Source organism: Enterococcus quebecensis (assembly GCF_001730365.1).
GTDB classification, from domain to species: domain Bacteria; phylum Bacillota; class Bacilli; order Lactobacillales; family Enterococcaceae; genus Enterococcus_L; species Enterococcus_L quebecensis.
The window spans coordinates 55,941-79,121 of the sequence record NZ_MIKB01000004.1; the positions used below are offsets into that span (position 1 = coordinate 55,941).

A 23,181-nucleotide genomic window follows, 5' to 3' on the forward strand; every position below is an offset into this window, starting at 1 on the left:
AAGATTAAGAAGTTGCGCCAACTTAAATAGTGAATTTCATTTTGCTCTTATTATTAAATATGCAGTTGTTGATTGGACTTTTGTGCAGTAAATTAAAAATTCTGAAATAAGTGTAGTGGCAATATTCTCATTTCTACTACACCAATAATATCTTTTTGATCCACTAGTCCATACTGGCGACTATCTACAGAATAAGGTCGATTATCTCCCAAAAGTAAGTATTTCCCTTTTGGAATTTCTGTTTTTTCTGTTAAGCTGAAGATCGAAAAATCATCTGTATAAAGTCGTCCATTCTCTTGAGATGTTTGTTGCTCTTCAAAGATAAATTTTTCTTCCCTATCTTCCCCATCTATCTTCAACTGATCATTTTTATATGTTATTTTTTGACCTGGAAGACCAATGATTCGCCGAACTTCTTTAGCTTTTTTCCCAGGTATCTGCACATAAACTAATTCAAATGTCTTAAGTTTGCCTAATTTATTTACGTAGACTCGGTCACCTTCTCTTAATGTTGGAACCATTGAATATCCCTCTATTTTAGGTAAACTAAATAGAAATACAGATAATAGAAATACTAGAAAACTAGTGATTGCTAACGCTCCTAATAGTTCAAAAAATATTATTTTACGTTCTTCTCTTTTTTTTCTTTTTTTTGCCTCAATAATTGCTTTTTTTGATTTAATTGCTTTTTTAGGTCTTTTTTTGCGTTTTGTTTTTTGCGTTTTGTTTCCTTTAGCCAAATTCTTTTTGACTGTACGTTTTTGTGATTCCATAATAAATCACCTCAATTTATTTACTTTTTCTGATCTAAAGCAGCTTCATTGACATTGTACAGTTTAAAGACTTTTTGCTCATAGCCTTTTACTTTCTTGACGTCTTCTTGGTATTCTTTTGCCAAGTCGAGATTTTTGTATATCTGAGTATAGTTTCTCATAACATTGGTTCCTAACTCTTTCATTGCATTATAATACCTATTCAAAGCTAATTGTCCTTCTTGACTACTTACCTCACTTGCTTTTTTCGTACCGTAGCTAGCAATACTATTGGCAAGATAACGTAAATTTGATTCAGCTTTTTCTTGATTTCCGGCTGCACTTGAAGCCTTTGTCAACTCACTATCAAAATCATTCAACAGATAATATCCATTCGTAATTGAATCAGAATCATCTACTGTTAAATGCATCGCTTGGTAATACGATGAGTAGAATGCTCCAGCACCTAGGAACAATCCTAAAAGCAAAGAAAGAATCATTGCAGTTCGCTGACTTTTCTTTTTTTTGATCAATTTCTTTTTAGCGATACGTAATTTTTTCTTCTTTTTCTTTGTTGTTGGTCTTATTTTACTTAAACGTTTCACTTTTGAACTCGTTCCGATAGTTAAAAATAGAAACAGAATGAAAAACAAGATGGCAAGGACCGCCAACACTAATCCTATAATAAAAAACCAATCTAATGTTGTCATGATCCTTCCCTCCAATTATTTGTCAGCATTATTTGCTTGTGCTTTATTCTTTTTACGACGTTCAGCTTTTTTAACAGCTTCTCTTTTTTGACGGATTAGACGGATAATAAAGAAAATTGTCAGAATAACAACAAATAAACCAACAGCTGCACCCACGATCAATAGCCAATTTGTTCCTTTTTCTTGAACTAAGCCAACATCTTCACGGTTAAATTTATCCGCTTCTTCTGAGGTGATTTCAAACGCTTCCGTCCATTCCCATTTTTTATCACCAGATGTTGCTAGTATGTGGGCACGGTATTTCCCTGGAACCATTTTTTCCCCTTGCATATTTACAGGAAAGGTCATATTAGAATTTGGAGCCATACGCATTGAGGATTTTTTTGTTTCGTATAAAACTTCATCACTTTTATCAGACATAATTTGAGCTTCCATTGATAAATTGTCTAAGAAATTAGCTTTGATATTAGAAACGTCTACATAAATAACATTTCGTGCATTTGATTGTCCAGCGTTTACTTTATTCAAGTTCATTTCTGGTTCTACTTTAACGTCTTTTTCGTGTAAAACCATTGCAATAACATAGGCATATTTATTCACAACGTTTGCGCCTTCTTGTGTTTTATCTTTATTATCATCCGCTTTTTTCAATTGAATTCCGCCGACAATCAGTCCATCATAAGAAGTCTGAGGCATCGTGATCTCAATCTCTAATGTTTTTTCAGAATTGGGGGGCAAAACAATTTTCTCTGGCGCTTTAACGACATCAATAAAATCATATTTCAATGAATCGTCTTTTTTCAAATTGACGGGACCGTATTCTAAAACGCCGTTCATATTGGTTTTCGCACCATTCAGACTAGTTTCTACCGTCACTTCTTCATCTCTTGGATTTTTCAACAATACTTCTACTTTTTGTTTTTGTCCTGGTGTCATTTTTAAGTCAAAATAGCCAGCATCTTTTTGTTGATTTTCAGGAAATTTTATTTCATAAACAAATCCTGTTGCACCGCCTGCTTCTTGAGCAAGACTTTTTATTGGCCAAATCGTAAGTGTAATAATAAAAATAATAACCATTGTTACTATGTATATTCGTTTATTTTTCATAAAATTACCTTCTTCCATCCTATACTTTAGACAAGATCGCTGATTCCTCGAATGGAATCAGCGTCTTGAGTGTTAACTATTTTCGTTTTTATCCAGTTTTATTTTCTATTATGCTTCTGGAGCAGCTGGTGCTGGAGTGTACTCAATTGACCAAGTAATGTTTGCAACGTATTTTCCTTTAACGATGCTTTGTCCAGCTGGAACCACTAATTCTACAGAATCACCTGCTAAACCAGTAGCCGTTTCACCAAGAGTATTTGTTGTATCTGCAGCTGATGTACCAAATTCAGCATAGAATGTACCTAAACCTTTAGCACCTGTTGAGTCTGATTTGTTATTGTCATAAACAAGTTTAGCTTGTCCATCTTCTCCTAAAGTGAAAGCTTCTGGACGTGATGATGGCCAGTTAGCTGCTGGCATATTTGAATTTAAGAATCCATTTGCATAAGAAATTGTAGCATTTTCTAATTTATTTGAACCGTTAGTAAATTGTTGAGTCATTGCTGCTTTGATTTGATATTTGTGGTCGTTTCCTGAACGTTTGTCCGTCCATTGTACATAGTTACCACGAGTTACAGTTGTTCCATCAGTTAGAGTTAAAGTAACTGGATTTGCGTTTGTTTTTGTCGCTTCTGGTGATACACCAATTTTTTGATTAGGGAAAACAAGATTAGAAACAACATCGATTGTGATCGGTCCGCCATCTGGATTTATTGTAATACCAGGATTTTCCTCAGGATCTACTTTTGTTCCATCTGGATTCTCAGGGTCACCAGGTAAATTTTTATCGTTGTCTTCTTCATAAGTTACTTCACCTTTACCTAGCAATGTTTTTGATTCTGTTTCTGCATTTGCTGCAATTGGTGCTAAAGCTCCCGCTGTGATTGCTGTTACTACTGCTACTGAACATAATGTTTTAAATTTCATTTGTGTTTCCTCCTAGTTTTTATGTGTGTGTATTATGGTAACTCGGCTAATATCCAAGTTAACTCGGTTTGATATTGTACTGGATGAATTTTTATTCCATCTGGTACGGATAAAAAGATTGCTTTATTGCCATGGACTTGCTGGTTTTCAAAATTTTCGTCTACAATCGGCTGATTTTTTTCATCAACTTTTGGAAAAAGAGTATTTTCTTGTTCAGCCGGGTTCTCATCTGATGCTCCGAATGAAATGATCCAACTGCCTCTTCCTTGTCCTTGATCAGCGGAAGCTACTGGAAAGGTTGTTCCAGGAGCATTCAATTGAATGATATCTTTACTGAGTTGAGGCGTTTTTTCTTGAGTATATGCGGAATTTGCCCACGCTTTATCAAATGATAGTACTGCCCCTCTCAATTCTTTTTCTTTATCATCTTGAATAACATCATTTTTGAATTGGTGTTCTTGCCGAACTTGTAGGGTCCAACCAGAACTTTCCGCTCTTGAATCAGTGATTTGCAGAAAATTCCCTCTAGCATTAGGTCCGTTGTGAAACAATTGCGCATTTACATAAAAGTTGCGGTCTTTTTCAGTGATTTTAGTTCTACCAAAGTTTAGCGTTGGCGCAAAATCAAACCTGAGTTGTCCGCCTGTTGAAGGTCCTGGTCCTGGATCAACAGGTTTGACTGGATTTTCAGGATCGACTGGATCTGTTGGATGTTCTCCAGTATATACAACCGTCCCACGACCTGTTACATTACTTTGATCTGCGAAGGCAACAGCCTCTGTTGCTGTTATGGTTAAAAACAGCATACTAACAGTTAAAATTAAGAATTTTTCTTTCATTCATCTGCCTCCTTTTCTTTCTTACGTTTCTTTAAGAAAAGAAAAAGTGCTAAAACAACCAGAACAATTCCGCTAATTCCAATAGTACCTTTAACAATTTCACCTGTAGAGGGATATCGTCCTACCGGTTTTGTCACTTTTGCCTCTGTTGGGCTAGTCGGAGTTGGCTTTGAAGGTTCCACTGTCGCTTCTGTTGAGTCTTCATAGAACGTAATGATTCCCTCTGTGGTCACCTGTCCCCCATTCTGGTTTTCAGCCGCATTCACATTGGATGAAAATTGTGTGACTACCACCAAAGCCATGATAGAAGATAGCAACATAGATATTCTTTTTTTACTCATACGTTTCTCTCCTAAGTTTTATGGATTGGTTGGCGGTGGACCTGCGACTAATTCCCAAACGATGGTTGCTTCATATTTTCCTGCATCTACAGATTGACCTGAATCTACTTTTAATTTGAAACCATCTCCATCAGGCGACCATGTGCCGCTGACATTATATGGGTCACTATTATCATTTTTGCGTGATACAATAGGTTGTGATGCTCCCATTAAAGTGAGTTCATCATTTTGATATACATACCGTATCGCTCTTGGTATATAGGTGTTTGGATCATCCACTTTGGCTAGTTCTTTTTCCAAACGAGCGTTTAATGTCCATGTTTCTTGAACCGCACGGCCATCTTTCACGATTAAATCCCCTCCCTCGTATGAAGGGTTATTGATTTTTGTTCCTTTCGGATTAAACTTAGTTGCTCCAAAGTTAATAGTTTTTGGTGCGGAAACAAGTTCCAAAATACCAAAAATACTACCTCCTGGATTGTCAACATTCGCATCTTTTGAGAATATATCATGTGCTCGATCTGGATCATCGGGACCTTCTATGAATGCCCCCGATTCTCTTGGAGAAAAGCCAGTTCCAGTAGCTACGTTATTGATTACTTTACCAACAGCTGATTGTTGAACCTCTGTTTTAAAAGTCACGATGACTTTCTCACCAGCTTTCAGGTTACCAACTTTGACAGTTAACAGCCGAGAAGTTACATCATACGTATAATCTTCTGTTTCGGTTACACTTTTACCGTTTATAGTAACTTGTGCTGTTGCTGGATCAAATTTTAGTCCTTCTGGAATCGTGTCTTTAATTGTTACTTTATTCCACACTGCGTCCAGAGTAGCATTTTTACCATTAGTTGCTGTTAATGTATACGTGAGAATGTCACCAACTTGTGTTGTTTTATCCCCTGTAGAAATAACTGTTTTCTCCATTAATGGATTATCTGGTATCACATCAACAACTGTATATTTTGTTGCCGCTTTAAAGATTGCATCTCGATATTTTAAATCTGTTGCTGGATTGATATTCCCCTTGTCACTATTGGTAGGAGGTACTGCCGGATTAAGAACATCCGTTATTTTACTAGCATTATCTTCTAAGAAAATTTGAACAGTTTCACCAGCGTTTAAGTAACGAGGCAAGTTATATGTCCATGTCCCATCCTCATTAACTTTTCCAACAGTTGTTTGACGAATACCATTGATATCAACATAGATTTTGGCTTTTGGTTCAGCCTTCTCCCCAATCAGCTGTTTCATTCCATTGCTAACTTTTCCACCAGTGACAATCGCCGGTTCAGGAGGGGTTACATCTAAAACTGTCGTCGTTGGATCTATTTCAGAAATCCATGGACCTCTGACAGCATGTGCTTTCATCTCTTTATGAGTGATATTAAACTTTGTATCAGTTACCATTGCATAACCTTGATTGTCAGTTGAAGCAGTATGGGTATCACCATACGTATCGGTATAAGTTACTTTTGCTTGACCCGCACCTGCATAAACAGGTTGTAAAAGAACATTACCGTCTGCATCAAAGTTATCTGTCGGTGTCATTCCGATTTTTACCCTTGCCTTATAGGTTTTATCTGCATCTGTTACAGGCACCCATTCAACCTCTGGGTTTGTATTCATACCAGCAATTCGACGATATTGTGTTGCCACAAACGTTGCTAATCCTGGCTCTGTTGTTGTTACATTAGACGCTCCGCCATTAGCTTTTGCTGAAAATTTTTCAACCTTAGCATACGTTTGTTGGGACGGCCCCATTAATTCGGATCTTAACGTCCATAAATCAATATCAGAATCATTAATCGTAAATACATTAGTAGCAATATTTGTTGTAGAAACGGCGGGACTATTACTTGTAGAACCTGTATTTTTGTTACGAATGTCAAAACCTTTTGGTGAATTCATCGTAAATGTCCGATTAGAGCCACTTGTTATATCAACAATCGGGCTTGTTGTAGAACCAACAATATATACACTGCCGCCAGGCTCTAGGTTAAATGATGTGTCATTTGCACTAAATTGCATAACTGATCCAGTTCCTCGGCTAAGTAAATTGACCGTTGCATCTTTTTTAACAGTTAAAGAAGAACCAACATCATCAAATCTTACTGAATTCCCTTGCATATTCGAGTTATAGATGGAACCTTCGCCAATTGTTATCGCACGATAATGTTGATAAACAGCTGGATAAGCAGCACCGGTTGTTTCATTTTTTAAAGATACTAGGGCATTTTTCCCTACAGTAAATTCCATGCCTTTACTTGTTGAAGCAGCATTGTTTGAATTTTCTACAAACCATACCGCTGAGTAGTTCGCATAGGTTACTATACCTCGCCATTGCGTTTTATCTTCAATTATCATTCCGCCAGCATAGTAATTTTCTTCTGTTGTCGTCAAATTCATGTAGCCATAGGTTTGCACCATTGATTGGTACGCTCGAATAAAACGGCCTACTCTATTACCATTTACAGGTTCTGTCGTGATATTTCCAGTTCTAAATGTCCAACCTGCGACATTCCCAGTTCCACTACTACCATTAACAAAGGCGTACCTACCTGCAGAAGAAAAACCATTATTTAAATTTTGCCGTGCAAGCATATCGTGAATATGAAAGAAACCAATTCCATCTGTTGGGCTATTTATTTCAAAACTTCTAGCATTTAGATGCAAGCTATGTCCAGCTCCATCGATTTCAATCGATGTTCTTCGATCACTCATAGATTGATTGCTAGTATTGGAAATGTCGGCTTCCAATACTATTTTGGTTACCGTAGCATCATTGTAGGCCGCTCTAAGTTCCGCCCACGTACTAACAAATTTTACATTCACTTCTGGATCAAACCCTATTGCATCATTTGCAGCTTTATTAGCAGTAATCATTTCTTGGGTTGTTGGTCCAGGATCGCCATTGTCACCAGGATAATTTCCTGTAAGAAATGGTTGTGTTTGACCAGAAAAAGTCGAAACTTTTTTCTGTGGCTCACCCTTAACATTTACTGGGAAAGTGATTTTTTTAGAAGTTAACTCTTGCTTAGATGAATTAGCCAAAACAATTCTTCCTTCAGTGGCTTGATTCGATCGGTGTACAGAAAACTTAATTTCTAAAGGAGCTTTGCTGCCCTTAGTAGTAATTATTTTTACTTTAGAATCCTCAGTATCTTTTATAACTACCTCTTCAGGGTTTCCAATAGAAATACCCTTTGAAAGGACATTTGCTGTTACTTCATCAAATCCCTCAAAAGAAAGGCTTAAATTTTCAGATTTTTGCTCAGCTATTCTTAATGTTACTGGCACTTTTCCATCCGTTTGTTCAGCTTCTGCTTCAATAGAATATTTATCTACTGACGCTTTTAGTGGTGTTGTTTTAAGAAATGCAACCACAGAGATGATCCCTACCAATAAAACCAATCCAAAAATAAAATAAGACTTTTTTCCGATTTTCATATTTTTCAACTCCTCTCCTAACCATTTTTTGCTCCCTCTGTCTTAAAAGATTGAACAATCTATTTCCATTTTTCTTGCCAATTATTTGATTTTTTGATACATTCACAATGCAGGGGAAAATTAGTGCTGAATTTTTGTTTACTCATCCAAAGAGAATGGCTGTTCTCTATTTGGATTTTGGCAAAAGAGTACTGATTTTCTCTATTTTTGTTTATGCTTCTATAATTGGCTTGAAAAAGAGAAACCTTAACCAAATTGAACTTTGTCACCGTCACTGCCTACCTATTTTCAGAGCACCCGCCATGACATCTTTGGTACTTGTTCCCTTTATCGCTTTATAATGTTAATTTATACCCCTTTGAACGAACTGTTTTAATGTATTTTGGTCGAGCCGCATCGTCTTCAATTTTTTGCCTCAAATGAAAAATCAAATTTGATACACGATACTGTTTGTCATTTCCTTGATTTTCCCAAACATGTTTATAGATATCTTCGTAAGAAACTGCAATACCTTGCTGTGTTTGTAAAAATTCCATTGTTTTGAATTCTAATTTTGTTAAGTTTATCTCTTCTCCATTTAATACAACACTAAAATTACACGGACGTAATTGGAGCTTTGATTCGTCAACAGGTTTTATTACATCCCTATCAGTATTTGTATTAAATCGACTATATCTATCAAATGCATTTGTTATTAGAAGTTTGCATAATTCTGGATCAGATTCATTATCAATGATTCCATCTGCTCCAAGTTGCAAATAGACAATATGATTCATTTTATTTGCTCGTTCTGAGATTACCCAAATGAACATATCATGTTTTTTCTTTAATAAAATAAGTAGTTCACAAACAACGCCAATATTTTGGGCTCGATGTTCTTCAATAACGATACCGTCATATGTTTCAATTTTGGCCGCTTCATTTCTAGTAACAGGATGTACCTGTAACTGATCACTTTTTAATGAATCTATATATTTTTGCTCATCTATTTCATCTAGCAAAACAAATGCTAAGTTGTACATATAGTATTCTCCTTTATAATTTTATTCGTAGATCACTTTATCTATACGGCACTCACTTCATTAAAAAACACAAAAAAAGATATATTATAAATATAATACAGATATATTCTTTAAATCAAAATAAGTTTAATCCATTTCATTTGTTAAGTCTAGAAAAAAATGATCTTTTATTTATCATATTTTTCAAAAAAAGTAAAAAAATTTGAGAATTATGTGGAGATTCTATCTTTCTGTTTATTCATTTGTAAGTAACTATTTTTATTTTATTCGTGTAAATTTTCTTGAAAAAGTAAGGTGAATAAACATCGTACAACGCTTACATTTTTTTCGTTTCACTTCTGGAAAACAGCACCGTAAAAAAGAATATGAACTACATCAGTCACTATGTATTATTCTGAAAAAATAACTTTTCTATATTAATAAGGTACTATTTCATCAACAATTGAATACCTTTATCAAAAAATTATTCCAATAAAAACAATAAAACACCAAGACGAATTGAATAATCATCTTAGTGTTTTTTAAAATAATAAAAAATTGCAAAAATTTTGAAATTTATTTTATATAATATACTGTTTTTCACTAGTTATTACAACTAATTTTTTTAAAATCACAAATAATCATTGAAAATTGTTCTTCAATTACTATACAAGTTGACACTCACATTTTATGCACACTGTGAGCACTTTGGATGCCTCCACACGCTTCTTTACATGCTTGATTAATTAATCTAAACGAACTTTTAGCACTATTCAATCCACGTTTGTATTTGATTTCATCGGTTACTTCACACTTGTCGTTTAAAGCTTCCAACCAAAAATAGATTCCTTCTTTATAGGTATCTAAACCTTCCAACAAGATTTTTGTTGCTTCTTTTTCGCCATAGAATACTAAGTTTTTCCTGAAATTTTCTTCCTCTACAAAGAATCTATTAACATTGCTACGGCAAAATGAATACATATCTTTACCTCTTCTGTTAATGGCTTGACTACAGCTGATCTCTTGTACTTCCTTAGAAATGGCATTAAAAATCTCATTGTAGACTTCAACTCTTTGCATTACCGACAAAATCATATCCGTATAACTAAACATAATGCTCTCTCCTCCCATAACTAAGCAGCTAAAACCGCTGACTTATGTTCATTATAGTATCTCTCAATCTTTTATATCAAGTAATATGCTATTAAAACAAAAAATAATTGTCATTTTTTTCTTTCCAATATCTATTTTTTTTAGACTTTAAAACAAAAAAACAGCCCATTTCCTAGTGTTTACAAGGTATTGGGGCCATTTTTTTTACTTTATCACTATTTCAGTGAAGTTATTTTTCGTTAAAAATTTTAATAATAAAAAACGATCGATGATTCTAAAATATGACTGTTCCCACAAAGTTAAATTGCCAAAGTTTATACAAAAACTATTAAACAATACTGCTTCATTCAAAAAAAACTTTTTTCTTAACTTTTTTTCTTCGTTCTCTGCAAATGCAATATTGGATAGTTTCGTCCTGCATCATCAACCTCACTTCGGTTAATTGTTTCAAATCCCATTGCTTGATAAAACATCTTCGCATATTGATTTTGTTCATTAACATCAACAAACTGAATCTGGTTTTCTTCAAGTAAATTCGTTACTATCTTTTTACCGTACCCTTTACCAATATATTCTGGATCCAGAAAAAGCATTTCTAACTTATTTCCATCTACTCCAGAAAAACCGATTGTCTTTTCCTTCATTGTCCAGACTTTTACATCCAAATGGGGAAAGTAAGTTGGTAATTCGTTCTTTATAGTTTGAAAATCCTCTGTTTCCAAGAAATCATGCGTTTTTTTGACCGCCCTTATCCAAATCTCAACAAGTATATTATACTCATTTTGTTGTGCTTGATGATAATTCATGTTCTTCACCTAAATTCCGTTTCCAATTAAACATTCATAGCCTAATTTTTTTAGCTCTGAATTATAATTATTTACTTTTTTTATATCTGTTACTCCAATTAAACGATCAATCACAAGATTGGGCTGGCTTTGATATTCAACAACTTCTATTTTTCTGCCCAATTGAATCCGCTCATTTTTTGTTGTTTAGTTCATTGATCTGTTCTTGTAATTCTCCCAAGAGTTCAATTTGCATATTTTGCATTTGAAGCAAATGCTGCCATTGACTATTAATTAAATAATCCATTTTTTCATGCAGTAGATTAACTTCTATTTCTGATTTTAAGTTAATTTGATAGTCATTATTAGCTTCCTCCCGATCTCTGGCTTCTTGTCTATTTTGACTCATCATGATAATTGGTGCTTGAATTGCCGCTAAACAAGATAACGCTAGATTAAGTAGAATGTATGGATATGGATCAAACGGTTTAAAAAAAATCATAGTGGAGTTGATAATAATCCAAATGGTTAATATAGCAATAAAAATGAAGATAAATGGCCAACTACCACCAAACTTAGCAATTGCATCTGCTGTTTTTTGTCCCGTAGTCAATGTTTTTTTAACTGGAGGATTTAACTTATCAGTGATCGTTTTATTATCTTTAATACTGTCAACGATTGTTTCATTTAGGTGCTCCATTTTTCCTGAGTCTGTCGAGATCATCTGCTTAATATAATCTAAACGATAGTTCAGTAACTCTTGAAAAGTAATTTTTGACTCTTTTGTCAGGTCTGAACGGACTGCAAGAATGAATGAACGGATTTCTTCTTCTATGTTTTTTAATATTACTTCACTATTATGTTTTGAGCTCATCTGTTTCAATTTTTCATCATGATTTTTTTTAGTCATTTTTTTACTCCTTTGTTTCTATTTAACTCTATCATACTATGTTCTAAGCATTTGGAACATTGATTTGAATAAAAAAACTTGAAACAAAACGATTAACTCGTTTTGTTTCAAGCACTAAAAATGAGCATATGACAAGAATTGTTGAAAGTTGAATTCTCATCACACTATTATTCCGTTTCTTTGTATACATTTTTTAATGTCAGTGGGGCTGCAAATGTATGGTAGCTTAAGCCTTTGACTTGAGGATTTTGTAATACAGACTGCTGATTTTGACTGATAATAATCATACCCGCTGTGTTTTCAATGCCTTCTTTTTCAGCAGCTATCAATGTTTCCCATCTTTTTTTCAAATCAGTGGCATATTTTTGTGAAGCATCATCTAACAACCCGTCATACTTGGTATTCGAATAATTGCGATCATTTCCTGTCCGTAGCATATTTAGGGTGGAAATAGGGTCTTGATAGTCAGGTGTCCAATAAATCAAGAACATATCATAGTCACTTTCCCGACTAAGATTCAAGGCAGTTTCAGTTGGTAAAGCTGTAACCTTAATTGTTAAACCAGAAAATAATTTTTCTAGACTTCCTTGCAAACTTTCACCCATTTTTTTATAAGAGCCATCATCTGTGACCATCAAATCGAGTATAACCTTGTCCCCCAACTCTTTTTTTGCCAGTTCCCAATACATAAGCGCTTCTTCTTTGTTATACTTCATTAATTTTCCGGCATCTTTTCTGAAATCTGCACCAGTCTCAGGATTGCTTACAAATCCTTCTGTGACTGCACCGTATAATGGTTTTGAGCCATCTGCAATAATGTTATTCACTAGATTTTCTTTATCGATTCCAAATGCTAAAGCTTTTCTTAAGTTTTCATTTTTTAAAGGTGTATCTTTGTCTTTACGTTTTTGGTTTAACCGAATGTAGTTCATCGTAGCTGTTGGATATGAGTGATAATCTGGATTGCTTTGATTTTGTTTTGCTAACTCTCCAGTGACTGTCGCAACATCTAATTGTCCGTCTTCAAAAAGATTCAAAGCTGTTGAGGCTTCTTTGACTACTTCATAATGGATTTTATCTGATTTTACATTTGAATGATCCCAATATTTTTCATTTCTCTTTAAATCCCAGCTTAAATCTGTTTGCTTCCAATTTTCTACGGTAAACGGACCATTATAGACAACATTTTCACTTGTTGTTCCATAATCTGTTCCCATTTTTTCAACAAATTTTTGATTTTGCGGGAAAAAAGTTGGAAAAGCCAGAACAGAGGTGAAATATGGTTTGGCTTCTTTTAACTTTACTTCTAAGGTCTGATCATCAAGAGCTTTCACTCCCAGTTCATCTACCGTTTTTTTGCCATTAGAAATGTCCTCTGCATTTAAAATTGTATCAGCGACTAAGAAACTATAGACGAATCCGTTTTTAGGGTCAATCATTTTTTTCCAAGCATATTCAAAATCAAAGGCCGTTACAGGATCATCATTGCTCCATTTAGCATCTTCTCTTAACTTGATGGTATATGTTTTACCGTCTTCCGATATCGTTGGCATCTCTTTCGCTGCTGCTGGAATAATCTGATCTTTGTTATCTAATGCGTATAAACCTTCAAATGCTGCAGTCTGTACAATTGCATCTGGAAAATCCAGCATGACTGACGTATCCAGTGTCGTTAATTCTGACGGTGACATTAAGTTTAATGGTTTTATCTCCTGAGCGTCTTTTACTTGTTTGCTACCAGAACATCCTGAAACGATCGTCACCGTCAGCGCTATCCCTATGCTCATTTTAATTGTTTTTTTCATACATTTCTCCCCTAATTTCATTTTATATGCGTTCAACCAACATCCAAACAACAACAGCTGCTTCTTTGCCATCATTATAGTTGATATGACCTTCTCCTGCTTCGATCAGCTGAGCGTCACCGGGCTTCCCTACAAGATCTTGCCCATCTTCCAATATTGTGTGTGCTTCACCTGAAACAACGTAAGAATATTCATCTTGATCATGTCTGGCAAATCCTTCTAACGGTCGTTTCTCTCCTGGTTGTAAAATAACTACACCCATTTGAACGTTTTCATTTGGCTGATTTTCGGCATCGAAAAAGATTGTCATTTCTTGAGGTAAAGATGGTTTAATCATCATTATTTCTAACAGCTCCTTCTATTTTTTTTATTTTAGTGTGTGATTTTATTTATTATTGCCTTAACAATTAGATAAGTCAATAACATTTTTGAAAATTCTGACTTTTCATCCGTAATAAAAGAAAAGGGTCTGAGGTATAACTATAGGAGTTATACCTCAGACCCTTAAAATCCGAATAAACGATGAGACGACTGCTGCGATCTTATCAACTTCTAAAAACTAAAGCTTTAAGAGTTGAAGGTCTTCTTATTTCTCGTAGCTGAAGATTTTCGTATCAGCCTCATCCTTCGCTGGCTTTATCTTCTAATTTTAGTATGTTTCATTAACTCCAGTATCCCTGATGAACAGCTGCTGCTGCTTGTTCAACTTCTGGGAAAGGTCCGATTACTTGAATCTCTTTTTGCCCACGAGCTAAGATTTCTTTTGATGGTAAATCAAAAGTCGGGTTTTGTTCGTTGTCACCAGTCAATTCCAATAATCGTGTCTCTGTCATTGCGTAAACAATCGCTCCAATATTTCCCCAATAAATCGTTCCCGTGCACATAGCGCAAGGTTCTGCCGTTGTATACAACACACAGTTCCATAAAAATTCTTTACTGTATTTTTGTGATGCTTTTGCTGCTAACGTTGTCTCCGCATGGCCTGTACAAATATTTTCCGTGATTTCAATATTTTCCTGTTCTAACAAAATGTTGCCGTCTTTGTCTGCTAATAATGCCCCAAAGGGCGTATTACCGTGTTCACGAGCATTTTGAGAAATTTCGATGCAACGACTCAATAATTCAATGTGCTGATCTTTTTTCATAAAGAACCCTTCCTCTGTTTATTAGTTTAATCTAAAACGAAACGATGATTTAAGGTTTCTTTTGTTCCTTTATCGATACCGATTGCTTGTCTTAAATACGTATCAACGTCACCATAATTCTTTTGGACTGTTTCGTAGAAGTTATCCAGATAGCTACTGTCAACATTTAAGGCAACATGTAGGGCTTCTAAATTGGCCTCTTCTAACTCAGCTTTCTTTGCCTGTTCTAAAATCATTGCATTTTCTTTTTTTCTCAAGTCATTTGTTAATAAGTAATCTTTGTAAATAGCTTCTTTGGGGACACCCAATGTTTCTAGAATCAATACTGCCGCAATTCCAGTGCGATCCTTACCAGCAAAACAATGGAACAGAATACTTTCTTGTTTTTGCAAGGCTAAAATTTCTTCAAAAAATTGATTGTAGCCTTTTTGAGATGTTGAGTTTAACGCAATATCTTCATAAAGTTTTTTCATATAAGAAGCAGATTTTTCTGGAGAACCGATTTTAACAAAGTCACCAATCGACGCTCCTTCATCTTGAATATCTTCTAAAATATCAATATGAATATACTCTGTTTTAGGAACAGACATATCAGGTCTTTCCTCTACTTCCGCTTCACTTCTTAAGTCAATTATTTTCCCTAAACGATACGTTGTTTCTAAGCGATTCTCATCTTCTTTAGTCAAACTGGATAATTCCCCAGATCTTAAGAAAACATCTTTTTTGATTTGTTTGCCCTCTTTGTTTTTGATACCGCCAATGTCACGAAAATTTGTAATAGTTACCATAGTTTTGTCCCTTTTCCTTCTTTTTGTTCTTATTATACACAAAAAATGCTAAGAAATGTTTCTTTCGTTCTTTTTTATACGGAATATAATTTTGAGACAGAAGCCGTAAGGTTTCTGTCTCAATCTCTTATTTCTTCAATTGTTTTTTTCCCGCTTCTACGTAACTTAAATCATTAATTTTATCCAGTGTATATTTACCATCTTTATATTTAACTAGACAAACACTTGCGTTTTTTAAACCGCCTTCTGGAATCTTATAGTCATCAAATAAGGTCGCTAACAATGCTGAAATACTTAAACCATGTGAAGCAATGAAGACATTACCATTGCCTTCATTTTTCATTTCTTTTTCGACGATGTCATCCAGTCCAGCTTTAAGCCGAGTCGTGATTGTTTTATAGTCTTCTGCCGGCCAATTAATTTTAGCTTCTTCTACATTTTTAGCATCTAATTTGGCCACACTATTGGCAAATGATTCTGGCGTCATATTTTTTAAAAATTCTTCCAAAGTAACCCCTTGATCATCAGCAATATCTTGCCACATGGTATGGTTTAGATCACCTTCATAAGTTCCAAAGTTAAATTCTCTTAAACGTTCGTCTGTATTAACTTTCAAATCAGATGATTTTTTATTTTCTTTTACAATCAAATTTGCTGTTTGAATAGCTCTGCCGCTATCGCTACTATAGACATTTTGAAATTCAATATCTTTTAACCCCACACCAGCAGCTGTTACAACTTCTTCACCAGCTTTTGTTAAAACGGCATCTGACCATCCTTGAACACGATCTGTTGTATTTAACATTGTTTTCCCATGACGAACAATGTAGAATGTTAATTCTTCAGGTGTTTTTTTCGTGACGGATGCAGCGTTTTTTTGATTTCCATTCCCACATCCAGAAACTACTAACAAACCTAGTATTAAAACTCCTAACAGTTTTACTACTTTTTTCATTAAATTACATCCCCTTCTTATGAATTCGCTAAATCTTCCCCATTTGTCGCAATAACTTTTTTATACCAGTCAAATGATTTTTTCTTCGAGCGTTTTAACGTACCATTTCCTTCATTATCACGATCGACATAGATGAAACCATAGCGTTTTTTCATTTCTCCAGTTCCAGCTGAGACTAGATCGATACAGCCCCATGTGGTGTATCCTAATAAATCTACGCCATCAAGCTCTACCGCATCTTTCATAGCCTGAATGTGCGCTGCCAAATATTCGATACGGTAATCATCAATCACTTGTCCATTTTCGTCTGGTGTATCCACTGCTCCTAAGCCGTTTTCTACAATGAATAATGGTTTTTGGTAACGGTCATACAACTCATTCATTGTTGTCCGTAAGCCTAATGGATCAATCTGCCAGCCCCATTCACTCGCTTCTAAATAAGGATTCTTCACAGAGGCGAAAATGTTGCCAGCCGTTTGTTCATTCACTGCTGGATCTGTTGATTGTACTCTTGAAGAGTAGTAAGAAAATGAAATAAAGTCTACTGTATGTTCTTTTAATAACTCTAAATCACCCTCTTCAATGGGTAATTCGATGCCTTCACGTTCCAATTTTTTCAATGCATAGGCTGGGTACTCTCCTCGAGATTGTACATCAATGAAAAAGAAATTTTCACGATCCGCTTGACGAGCGGCCCAAACGTCTTCTGGTTTACATGTATATGCATAGTTTGTCCCCGCGGCTAACATACAACCTACTTGGTTTTCCGGATCCACTTCATGCGCTATTTTTGTCGCGACAGCACTCGCTAATAACTCGTGATGGGCTGCTTGATATTTAACTTGTTCTTTATTTTCACCTTCTTCAAAATAAAGACCTGCTCCCATAAAAGGTGCGTGTAGGATCATATTAATTTCATTGAACGTCAACCAGTATTTAACTAAGCCTTTATAACGATTGAAGATCACGCGGCATAGGTTTTCATAAAAACCAACCAATTCACGACTGCGCCATGCCCCATACTTTTCAACAAGATGCATCGGACAATCAAAGTGAGTGATCGTTACAAGGGGCTCAATATCGTGTTTACGGCATTCTTTGAACAAATCCTCATAGAACTTCAATCCGTCTTCATTCGGCTCTGTTTCGTCTCCTAGAGGGAAAATACGGCTCCAGGCAATTGACAAACGATAGGTTTTAAAACCCATTTCACCGAATAAAGCAATATCTTCTTTGTAGCGGTGATACATATCGATGGCATTTTGAGCTGGGTAGAAATGTTCCTCATCAAAAGCAAACATTTTTCTCTCTCCAGTAATTACTGGAAAACGATCTGGTCCAACTGGTGCTAAATCTACATTGGCTAAGCCACGTCCGCCTTCGTTATAGGCGCCTTCACATTGATTGGCTGCCGTTGCGCCGCCCCATAAAAAATCTTTTCTAAATGACATATCAAAATTCCTCTCTCTTATAAAGCTTGCAGCAAAACATACAAATTTCTGCTGCAAGCTCCTTTTCTTTAAGCTAAACCAGTAATTAATGTATCATTTGATGTTACTTCACGATCTTGAGTTTCTACAATATCTAGATAATCCCCAGTGTTTGTAACAATGACTGGCGTTTCTACACTATAACCAGCTTCTTTTATTCCATCGATATCAAAAGTAACTAGAACTTGTCCTTTTTTCACTTTGTCTCCTTGTGCGACTTTACCTTCAAATCCTTTACCTTCTAACTGAACTGTATCCATACCGATATGAATCAATAATTCCATCCCTTGATCAGAAATCAAACCAATAGCATGTAAGGTTGGGAATAGAGTCATTACAGTCCCATCAAACGGTGCTCTTACAACACCCTCTGTTGGCTCAATCAACACTCCTTTGCCTAGCGCTCCTTGAGCAAATGCTTGATCACTTGCCTTGCTTAAAGGTAAGACACGACCTTTTACTGGACTTAAAACAGCTTCTTTTATTGCTTTTTGAGCCTTGTCATTTTTAGTTGTTTCTGCAACTGTGTTATCTTTCCAAAAGAAGAATGTTAGTGTAAACCCAATAGTCATAGCAATCAAAATTGCCACAAAAGAATGCATCACTCCGCTTGCATCATCACCATTGATAAAGTTTAAAACGCCAAAGATTCCCAAACCACCCATTGTATAAGAAGTAACCTGGTTAATCATCAAGTACAAACCACCAATTGCTGCACCGATCATTGAAAAAATGAATGGTGTTTTTTTAGGTAATGTAATTCCATAAATCGCAGGTTCAGTTACACCAAAGATACCTGAAATAATAGCTGGCGGACATAACGCTTTGATTTTTTTGTCTTTCAATTTGAAGAACATAGCCATAACTACCGCAGTTTGAGCAAAACTAGCTGCAAACGAACCTACTAATACTTGGCTGAACCCTTCTTGTGTAATTTGCATGATTGCAAGGGGCACAACACTCCAGTGTAAACCAAAAATAACTAAAACTTGCCAGAAGAACCCAAGGATTAAGCCATACAATGCTGGTGAGAAGCCCATCAAAGATTGGAACCCTGCACTTAGAAGATCTGTCAGCATACTGATGATTGGACCAATAACTAAGAACCCAACTGGTAATGCAATCAATAGTACAAAAAATGGTACTAAGAACGTTTGAACAACTTCAGGAATAATTTTTTTGAACAATTTTTGAACTTTCGCTGCAAAAGCAACAATGAATATGATTGGAACAACACTACTTGTATATCCAGCACCTACCCATGGAATACCTAAAAACGTATCGTAAGCAGGCAACCCTAACAAGCTATATGGTGCTGCTGCACCTGCACCCGCAGTTTTTTCAAAGGTAGCTTGCAGCGCACTTCCTTGCACCGTTGGATAACACAAAGCAGCTCCAATAACGATACCAACCATTGGGTTCAGGTTGAACTTTCTGGCAGCAGTATAACCAAGAATCACAGGCATAAAGTAAAAGATTGCATCGCCAATGCCATTTAACATTGTATAAGTTCCAGAAGTAGCTGAATATAATTTCAAGAAAACTAGCAGAGCATTTAAACCTTTTACCATCCCAGCAGCTGCTAAAGCACCAAGAAAGGGTTGGAAACATCCACTTAAGATGTCAATTAAACGATTGAAAATATTCCCACCAGATGATTCCTGTTCTGTATCTGCAGAAAGTCCAGCAATTCCTATAACTTCTTCATAAACTGCAGGCACATGATTCCCGATTACTACTTGATATTGTCCGCCGCTTTTCATCACAGTAACAACACCGTCCATATTTTTCAGTACATCATCATTTGCTTTTGATTCATCTTTCAATTTAAAACGTAAACGAGTAATGCAGTGTGTTAAACTATTAATATTTTCTTTTCCACCTACATTGTTAACAATTTTCTGTGCTAAATCATGATATTTTCCCATTTTTTTGTTCCTCCAAAGTTTAGTTTTTTAATCACAATACTTTTGAAGGTTTAGCCAACTTAATGTCACTATCCAAACGATCTTTCTGTCTTACAATAACGCTCCACCTTTCCTAACTATTTTGTTTGCATTCTATTCTAAGATTTAATAATCTTACTAGCTGTTTGTCTGTATGACTCTTGCAATATGAATAATTAAATACATCTTTTCTTCTTTTGAAACAGTGTAGTGATAATTTTTAGTTAAAAAATCAGCAATTTTATTTACACAATTATATGCATTGGAATATTTTTTTTTAATCACTTCGTATAATTCTCCATCTTCTTCATGATGAAATTCTTTATGATTCAATAAACGATAAGCAAAAAATTTTAAATGAGTACTAAAACGATAAAAATAAACGGAATCTTCATTAAACGTAACTTTAAAATGATACTTAACAATATTCGTAATTTCTTGCATCATCTTGGTCAATTCATAAATATCGCCTACTTCTTCATCCATCTCGGCATTAACTAAATGTAGAGCAATAAATCCCGCTTCATCTTCTGGTAACATAACACCAAATTTCTCATTCACCATTTCTAAAGCTTTATTACCAACAAAATATTCATCTGAAAAAAAACGTTTGATATCCCATAATAAAAAGTTCTTAACTTTAATTCCCTGCCTCATTCGCTCTAAAGCGGTATGAAGATGATCTGTTAAGGAAATAAAGATAGTGTCGTTTAGCTTTTTACTAAGTTTAGTTTTAGCGTACTTGATGATCTCATCAGACAATTGCATTACTTCTAAAGGTAACTCTCCTAGCAACTCTTGAAATTTTAAAGAAGTGTCCTGATTTGCTAAACGAAATACTTGATCTACCTGATCTTCAGGTATGATATCTCCTATTTTTCTTTTAAATGCAATACCACGTCCCATCACAATTTGTTCTTCTTTATTCACATCCAACGTAATCACAACATTATTATTCAAAATTTTTTGAATAATCATTTTTTCACTCCCTTCTTCACGTTTTACTCCTTTTAATTGTAAAAAAGAAAAACCCAACCTTTCCAAAAAAGAAGATACTCCTCCACTTTGGAAAAATTAGGTTTAGCTTGTAATTAAACAATCACTATCCAGTATTCACTTGTTGTTTACAAACATAGAATACCCCATTACACAAAGAATGTCAACGTTTTCATAAAAACGAAAAAAAAAACATTTGGCAATAAGCTAAATGTTTTGTAAACATGACCCGTACGGGAATCGAACCCGTGATACCGCCGTGAAAGGGCGGTGTCTTAACCGCTTGACCAACGGGCCTTTTAAAATTATGGGCCTAAATGGACTCGAACCATCGACCTCACGCTTATCAGGCGTGCGCTCTAACCAGCTGAGCTATAGGCCCTTAAAGAAAAAAAGCGGGTGACGAGAATCGAACTCGCGACAACAGCTTGGAAGGCTGTGGTTTTACCACTAAACTACACCCGCATGTTTCTTCTTTCAAATGGCGCAAGACAGAATCGAACTGCCGACACACGGAGCTTCAATCCGTTGCTCTACCAACTGAGCTACTGCGCCAAAAATTAATTTAAACGGTCTGGACGGGACTCGAACCCGCGACCTCCTGCGTGACAGGCAGGCATTCTAACCAGCTGAACTACCAAACCATCGTTATTGTGTTGCGTCACTAATAACTTTTTGCTTATTTAAAAGCAATTGCGGGGGCAGGATTTGAACCTACGACCTTCGGGTTATGAGCCCGACGAGCTACCTGACTGCTCCACCCCGCGATAATATTCTATAAGTAAGCTTATAGAGAAAGAAACAAGATTCCATTTAGGAACTTTGTAAGGAGGATAAGGGATTCGAACCCTTGCACGGTTTTACCCGCCTGACGGTTTTCAAGACCGTTCCCTTCAGCCGGACTTGGGTAATCCTCCGAAATTAAAATTAATGAAACATGACCCGTACGGGAATCGAACCCGTGATACCGCCGTGAAAGGGCGGTGTCTTAACCGCTTGACCAACGGGCCGCTATGAAACGGAGAAGGAGGGATTTGAACCCTCGCGCCGGTTTCCCGACCTACACCCTTAGCAGGGGCGCCTCTTCAGCCACTTGAGTACTTCCCCAAGAAAATAATAATAGATAAATGGGCCTAAATGGACTCGAACCATCGACCTCACGCTTATCAGGCGTGCGCTCTAACCAGCTGAGCTATAGGCCCATAAAGCGGGTGACGAGAATCGAACTCGCGACAACAGCTTGGAAGGCTGTGGTTTTACCACTAAACTACACCCGCAAAATTAATTTAAAACGGTCTGGACGGGACTCGAACCCGCGACCTCCTGCGTGACAGGCAGGCATTCTAACCAGCTGAACTACCAAACCATCGTTATTGTGTTGCGTCACTAATAACTTTTTGCTTATTTAAAAGCAATTGCGGGGGCAGGATTTGAACCTACGACCTTCGGGTTATGAGCCCGACGAGCTACCTGACTGCTCCACCCCGCGATAATATTCTATAAGTAAGCTTATAGAGAAAGAAACAAGATTCCATTTAGGAACTTTGTAAGGAGGATAAGGGATTCGAACCCTTGCACGGTTTTACCCGCCTGACGGTTTTCAAGACCGTTCCCTTCAGCCGGACTTGGGTAATCCTCCGAAATAAAAGTGTTATTAGATAAAACGTCACTACAATGGACCTTGTAGGACTCGAACCTACGACCGGACGGTTATGAGCCGTCTGCTCTAACCAACTGAGCTAAAGGTCCAGGCTCTAAAAAAAGTAATCGCGGCGGAGGGGATCGAACCCCCGACCTCCCGGGTATGAACCGGACGCTCTAGCCAGCTGAGCTACACCGCGGAAATAATAAATTACTATGGAGCCTAGCGGGATCGAACCGCTGACCTCCTGCGTGCAAAGCAGGCGCTCTCCCAGCTGAGCTAAGGCCCCACAACATAAATCGGGAAGACAGGATTCGAACCTGCGACCCCTTGGTCCCAAACCAAGTGCTCTACCAAGCTGAGCTACTTCCCGTATTTACAAATGCACCCAAAGGGAGTCGAACCCCTAACCTTTTGATTCGTAGTCAAACACTCTATCCAGTTGAGCTATGGGTGCTACATTACTAATGCCGAGGACC

The 23,181-nt window shown here is 36.2% G+C and carries 20 protein-coding genes and 19 tRNA genes; all 39 read right to left on the reverse strand.

Going from position 1 to position 23,181, the window contains the following annotated elements:
• Positions 1-92: 92 nt before the first annotated feature.
• The 39 genes from lepB to BCR23_RS04215 all read right to left on the reverse strand — a co-directional run bounded on the left by lepB (position 93) and on the right by BCR23_RS04215 (position 23,159).
• Positions 93-773, reverse strand: coding sequence for a signal peptidase I (lepB, locus tag BCR23_RS04025; RefSeq protein WP_069634226.1), 681 nt, complete (start codon positions 771-773; stop codon positions 93-95).
• A 20-nt stretch (positions 774-793) separates the two neighbouring features.
• Entirely contained in the window at positions 794-1,462 is a 669-nt protein-coding gene (locus tag BCR23_RS04030) for a hypothetical protein (protein WP_069634227.1), read from the reverse strand.
• Between the two features lie 15 nt (positions 1,463-1,477).
• Positions 1,478-2,569, reverse strand: a complete 1,092-nt coding sequence (locus BCR23_RS04035; protein WP_069634228.1) for a WxLIP family cell surface protein — start codon at positions 2,567-2,569, stop codon at positions 1,478-1,480.
• 108 nt (positions 2,570-2,677) lie between these two features.
• A complete protein-coding gene (locus BCR23_RS04040; protein WP_069634229.1) occupies positions 2,678-3,496 on the reverse strand; it encodes a WxL domain-containing protein in 819 nt (272 codons plus the stop codon).
• A gap of 32 nt (positions 3,497-3,528) precedes the next feature.
• The gene (locus BCR23_RS04045) at positions 3,529-4,335 is read right to left on the reverse strand and encodes a WxL domain-containing protein (RefSeq protein WP_069634230.1); all 807 of its coding nucleotides are present in this window, start codon (positions 4,333-4,335) and stop codon (positions 3,529-3,531) included.
• Positions 4,332-4,676 carry an LPXTG cell wall anchor domain-containing protein gene (locus BCR23_RS04050; protein WP_069634231.1) on the reverse strand — a complete coding sequence of 115 codons (345 nt, stop codon included), beginning with the start codon at positions 4,674-4,676 and terminating at the stop codon, positions 4,332-4,334. The genes BCR23_RS04045 and BCR23_RS04050 overlap by 4 nt, the downstream gene beginning before the upstream one ends.
• 18 nt (positions 4,677-4,694) lie before the next feature.
• The gene (locus tag BCR23_RS04055) at positions 4,695-8,126 is read right to left on the reverse strand and encodes an isopeptide-forming domain-containing fimbrial protein (protein ID WP_069634232.1); all 3,432 of its coding nucleotides are present in this window, start codon (positions 8,124-8,126) and stop codon (positions 4,695-4,697) included.
• A 335-nt stretch (positions 8,127-8,461) separates the two neighbouring features.
• Positions 8,462-9,148, reverse strand: a complete 687-nt coding sequence (locus BCR23_RS04065; RefSeq protein WP_069634234.1) for a winged helix-turn-helix domain-containing protein — start codon at positions 9,146-9,148, stop codon at positions 8,462-8,464.
• A 660-nt stretch (positions 9,149-9,808) separates the two neighbouring features.
• Positions 9,809-10,240, reverse strand: coding sequence for a hypothetical protein (locus BCR23_RS04070; RefSeq protein WP_069634235.1), 432 nt, complete (start codon positions 10,238-10,240; stop codon positions 9,809-9,811).
• A 365-nt stretch (positions 10,241-10,605) separates the two neighbouring features.
• Complete coding sequence (locus BCR23_RS04075) at positions 10,606-11,046, reverse strand: GNAT family N-acetyltransferase (protein WP_069634236.1); 441 nt, start codon at positions 11,044-11,046, stop codon at positions 10,606-10,608.
• Between the two features lie 9 nt (positions 11,047-11,055).
• The gene (locus BCR23_RS14595) at positions 11,056-11,208 is read right to left on the reverse strand and encodes a GrpB family protein (protein ID WP_141706687.1); all 153 of its coding nucleotides are present in this window, start codon (positions 11,206-11,208) and stop codon (positions 11,056-11,058) included.
• 10 nt (positions 11,209-11,218) lie between these two features.
• Complete coding sequence (locus BCR23_RS04080; RefSeq protein ID WP_069634237.1) at positions 11,219-11,935, reverse strand: DUF1003 domain-containing protein; 717 nt, start codon at positions 11,933-11,935, stop codon at positions 11,219-11,221.
• Between the two features lie 167 nt (positions 11,936-12,102).
• The gene (locus tag BCR23_RS04085; protein ID WP_069634238.1) at positions 12,103-13,740 is read right to left on the reverse strand and encodes a peptide ABC transporter substrate-binding protein; all 1,638 of its coding nucleotides are present in this window, start codon (positions 13,738-13,740) and stop codon (positions 12,103-12,105) included.
• Between the two features lie 22 nt (positions 13,741-13,762).
• Complete coding sequence (locus BCR23_RS04090) at positions 13,763-14,080, reverse strand: cupin domain-containing protein (protein WP_069634239.1); 318 nt, start codon at positions 14,078-14,080, stop codon at positions 13,763-13,765.
• Between the two features lie 322 nt (positions 14,081-14,402).
• Positions 14,403-14,885, reverse strand: coding sequence for a nucleoside deaminase (locus tag BCR23_RS04095; RefSeq protein WP_069634240.1), 483 nt, complete (start codon positions 14,883-14,885; stop codon positions 14,403-14,405).
• A 26-nt stretch (positions 14,886-14,911) separates the two neighbouring features.
• The gene (locus tag BCR23_RS04100) at positions 14,912-15,673 is read right to left on the reverse strand and encodes a tyrosine-protein phosphatase (RefSeq protein ID WP_069634241.1); all 762 of its coding nucleotides are present in this window, start codon (positions 15,671-15,673) and stop codon (positions 14,912-14,914) included.
• 127 nt (positions 15,674-15,800) lie between these two features.
• The gene (locus BCR23_RS04105) at positions 15,801-16,628 is read right to left on the reverse strand and encodes a histidine phosphatase family protein (protein WP_069634242.1); all 828 of its coding nucleotides are present in this window, start codon (positions 16,626-16,628) and stop codon (positions 15,801-15,803) included.
• A 17-nt stretch (positions 16,629-16,645) separates the two neighbouring features.
• Positions 16,646-18,079 (reverse strand): 6-phospho-beta-glucosidase, encoded by a 1,434-nt coding sequence (locus BCR23_RS04110; protein ID WP_069634243.1) that lies wholly within the window; start codon positions 18,077-18,079, stop codon positions 16,646-16,648.
• A 68-nt stretch (positions 18,080-18,147) separates the two neighbouring features.
• Positions 18,148-20,046 carry a beta-glucoside-specific PTS transporter subunit IIABC gene (locus BCR23_RS04115; RefSeq protein ID WP_069634244.1) on the reverse strand — a complete coding sequence of 633 codons (1,899 nt, stop codon included), beginning with the start codon at positions 20,044-20,046 and terminating at the stop codon, positions 18,148-18,150.
• A 156-nt stretch (positions 20,047-20,202) separates the two neighbouring features.
• Complete coding sequence (gene licT / locus BCR23_RS04120) at positions 20,203-21,042, reverse strand: BglG family transcription antiterminator LicT (RefSeq protein WP_069634246.1); 840 nt, start codon at positions 21,040-21,042, stop codon at positions 20,203-20,205.
• A gap of 243 nt (positions 21,043-21,285) precedes the next feature.
• A tRNA-Glu gene (locus BCR23_RS04125) sits at positions 21,286-21,357 on the reverse strand.
• Between the two features lie 11 nt (positions 21,358-21,368).
• Positions 21,369-21,442, reverse strand: a tRNA-Ile gene (locus tag BCR23_RS04130).
• Between the two features lie 12 nt (positions 21,443-21,454).
• Positions 21,455-21,525 (reverse strand) — tRNA-Gly (locus tag BCR23_RS04135).
• 17 nt (positions 21,526-21,542) lie between these two features.
• A tRNA-Phe gene (locus BCR23_RS04140) sits at positions 21,543-21,615 on the reverse strand.
• 15 nt (positions 21,616-21,630) lie between these two features.
• Positions 21,631-21,704: transfer RNA gene (locus BCR23_RS04145), tRNA-Asp, on the reverse strand.
• Between the two features lie 49 nt (positions 21,705-21,753).
• Positions 21,754-21,827: transfer RNA gene (locus tag BCR23_RS04150), tRNA-Met, on the reverse strand.
• 60 nt (positions 21,828-21,887) lie between these two features.
• Positions 21,888-21,977 (reverse strand) — tRNA-Ser (locus BCR23_RS04155).
• A gap of 21 nt (positions 21,978-21,998) precedes the next feature.
• Positions 21,999-22,070 (reverse strand) — tRNA-Glu (locus BCR23_RS04160).
• A gap of 9 nt (positions 22,071-22,079) precedes the next feature.
• A tRNA-Ser gene (locus BCR23_RS04165) sits at positions 22,080-22,167 on the reverse strand.
• A 21-nt stretch (positions 22,168-22,188) separates the two neighbouring features.
• Positions 22,189-22,262, reverse strand: a tRNA-Ile gene (locus BCR23_RS04170).
• 4 nt (positions 22,263-22,266) lie between these two features.
• Positions 22,267-22,337 (reverse strand) — tRNA-Gly (locus BCR23_RS04175).
• Positions 22,338-22,352: 15 nt separating this feature from the next.
• Positions 22,353-22,426, reverse strand: a tRNA-Asp gene (locus BCR23_RS04180).
• A 49-nt stretch (positions 22,427-22,475) separates the two neighbouring features.
• A tRNA-Met gene (locus tag BCR23_RS04185) sits at positions 22,476-22,549 on the reverse strand.
• A 60-nt stretch (positions 22,550-22,609) separates the two neighbouring features.
• A tRNA-Ser gene (locus tag BCR23_RS04190) sits at positions 22,610-22,699 on the reverse strand.
• A 36-nt stretch (positions 22,700-22,735) separates the two neighbouring features.
• Positions 22,736-22,809: transfer RNA gene (locus tag BCR23_RS04195), tRNA-Ile, on the reverse strand.
• A gap of 18 nt (positions 22,810-22,827) precedes the next feature.
• A tRNA-Met gene (locus BCR23_RS04200) sits at positions 22,828-22,901 on the reverse strand.
• A 17-nt stretch (positions 22,902-22,918) separates the two neighbouring features.
• Positions 22,919-22,991, reverse strand: a tRNA-Ala gene (locus BCR23_RS04205).
• A gap of 10 nt (positions 22,992-23,001) precedes the next feature.
• Positions 23,002-23,075: transfer RNA gene (locus tag BCR23_RS04210), tRNA-Pro, on the reverse strand.
• 10 nt (positions 23,076-23,085) lie between these two features.
• A tRNA-Arg gene (locus tag BCR23_RS04215) sits at positions 23,086-23,159 on the reverse strand.
• Positions 23,160-23,181 lie beyond the last annotated feature (22 nt).

Coding starts and splice junctions, on each gene's coding strand:
- lepB (WP_069634226.1), bottom strand. CDS start 773: ATGGAATCACAAAAACGTACAGTCAAAAAGAATTTGGCTAAAGGAAAC.
- BCR23_RS04030 (WP_069634227.1), bottom strand. CDS start 1,462: ATGACAACATTAGATTGGTTTTTTATTATAGGATTAGTGTTGGCGGTC.
- BCR23_RS04035 (WP_069634228.1), bottom strand. CDS start 2,569: ATGAAAAATAAACGAATATACATAGTAACAATGGTTATTATTTTTATT.
- BCR23_RS04040 (WP_069634229.1), bottom strand. CDS start 3,496: ATGAAATTTAAAACATTATGTTCAGTAGCAGTAGTAACAGCAATCACA.
- BCR23_RS04045 (WP_069634230.1), bottom strand. CDS start 4,335: ATGAAAGAAAAATTCTTAATTTTAACTGTTAGTATGCTGTTTTTAACC.
- BCR23_RS04050 (WP_069634231.1), bottom strand. CDS start 4,676: ATGAGTAAAAAAAGAATATCTATGTTGCTATCTTCTATCATGGCTTTG.
- BCR23_RS04055 (WP_069634232.1), bottom strand. CDS start 8,126: ATGAAAATCGGAAAAAAGTCTTATTTTATTTTTGGATTGGTTTTATTG.
- BCR23_RS04065 (WP_069634234.1), bottom strand. CDS start 9,148: ATGTACAACTTAGCATTTGTTTTGCTAGATGAAATAGATGAGCAAAAA.
- BCR23_RS04070 (WP_069634235.1), bottom strand. CDS start 10,240: ATGTTTAGTTATACGGATATGATTTTGTCGGTAATGCAAAGAGTTGAA.
- BCR23_RS04075 (WP_069634236.1), bottom strand. CDS start 11,046: ATGAATTATCATCAAGCACAACAAAATGAGTATAATATACTTGTTGAG.
- BCR23_RS04080 (WP_069634237.1), bottom strand. CDS start 11,935: ATGACTAAAAAAAATCATGATGAAAAATTGAAACAGATGAGCTCAAAA.
- BCR23_RS04085 (WP_069634238.1), bottom strand. CDS start 13,740: ATGAAAAAAACAATTAAAATGAGCATAGGGATAGCGCTGACGGTGACG.
- BCR23_RS04090 (WP_069634239.1), bottom strand. CDS start 14,080: ATGATGATTAAACCATCTTTACCTCAAGAAATGACAATCTTTTTCGAT.
- BCR23_RS04095 (WP_069634240.1), bottom strand. CDS start 14,885: ATGAAAAAAGATCAGCACATTGAATTATTGAGTCGTTGCATCGAAATT.
- BCR23_RS04100 (WP_069634241.1), bottom strand. CDS start 15,673: ATGGTAACTATTACAAATTTTCGTGACATTGGCGGTATCAAAAACAAA.
- BCR23_RS04105 (WP_069634242.1), bottom strand. CDS start 16,628: ATGAAAAAAGTAGTAAAACTGTTAGGAGTTTTAATACTAGGTTTGTTA.
- BCR23_RS04110 (WP_069634243.1), bottom strand. CDS start 18,079: ATGTCATTTAGAAAAGATTTTTTATGGGGCGGCGCAACGGCAGCCAAT.
- BCR23_RS04115 (WP_069634244.1), bottom strand. CDS start 20,046: ATGGGAAAATATCATGATTTAGCACAGAAAATTGTTAACAATGTAGGT.
- licT (WP_069634246.1), bottom strand. CDS start 21,042: ATGATTATTCAAAAAATTTTGAATAATAATGTTGTGATTACGTTGGAT.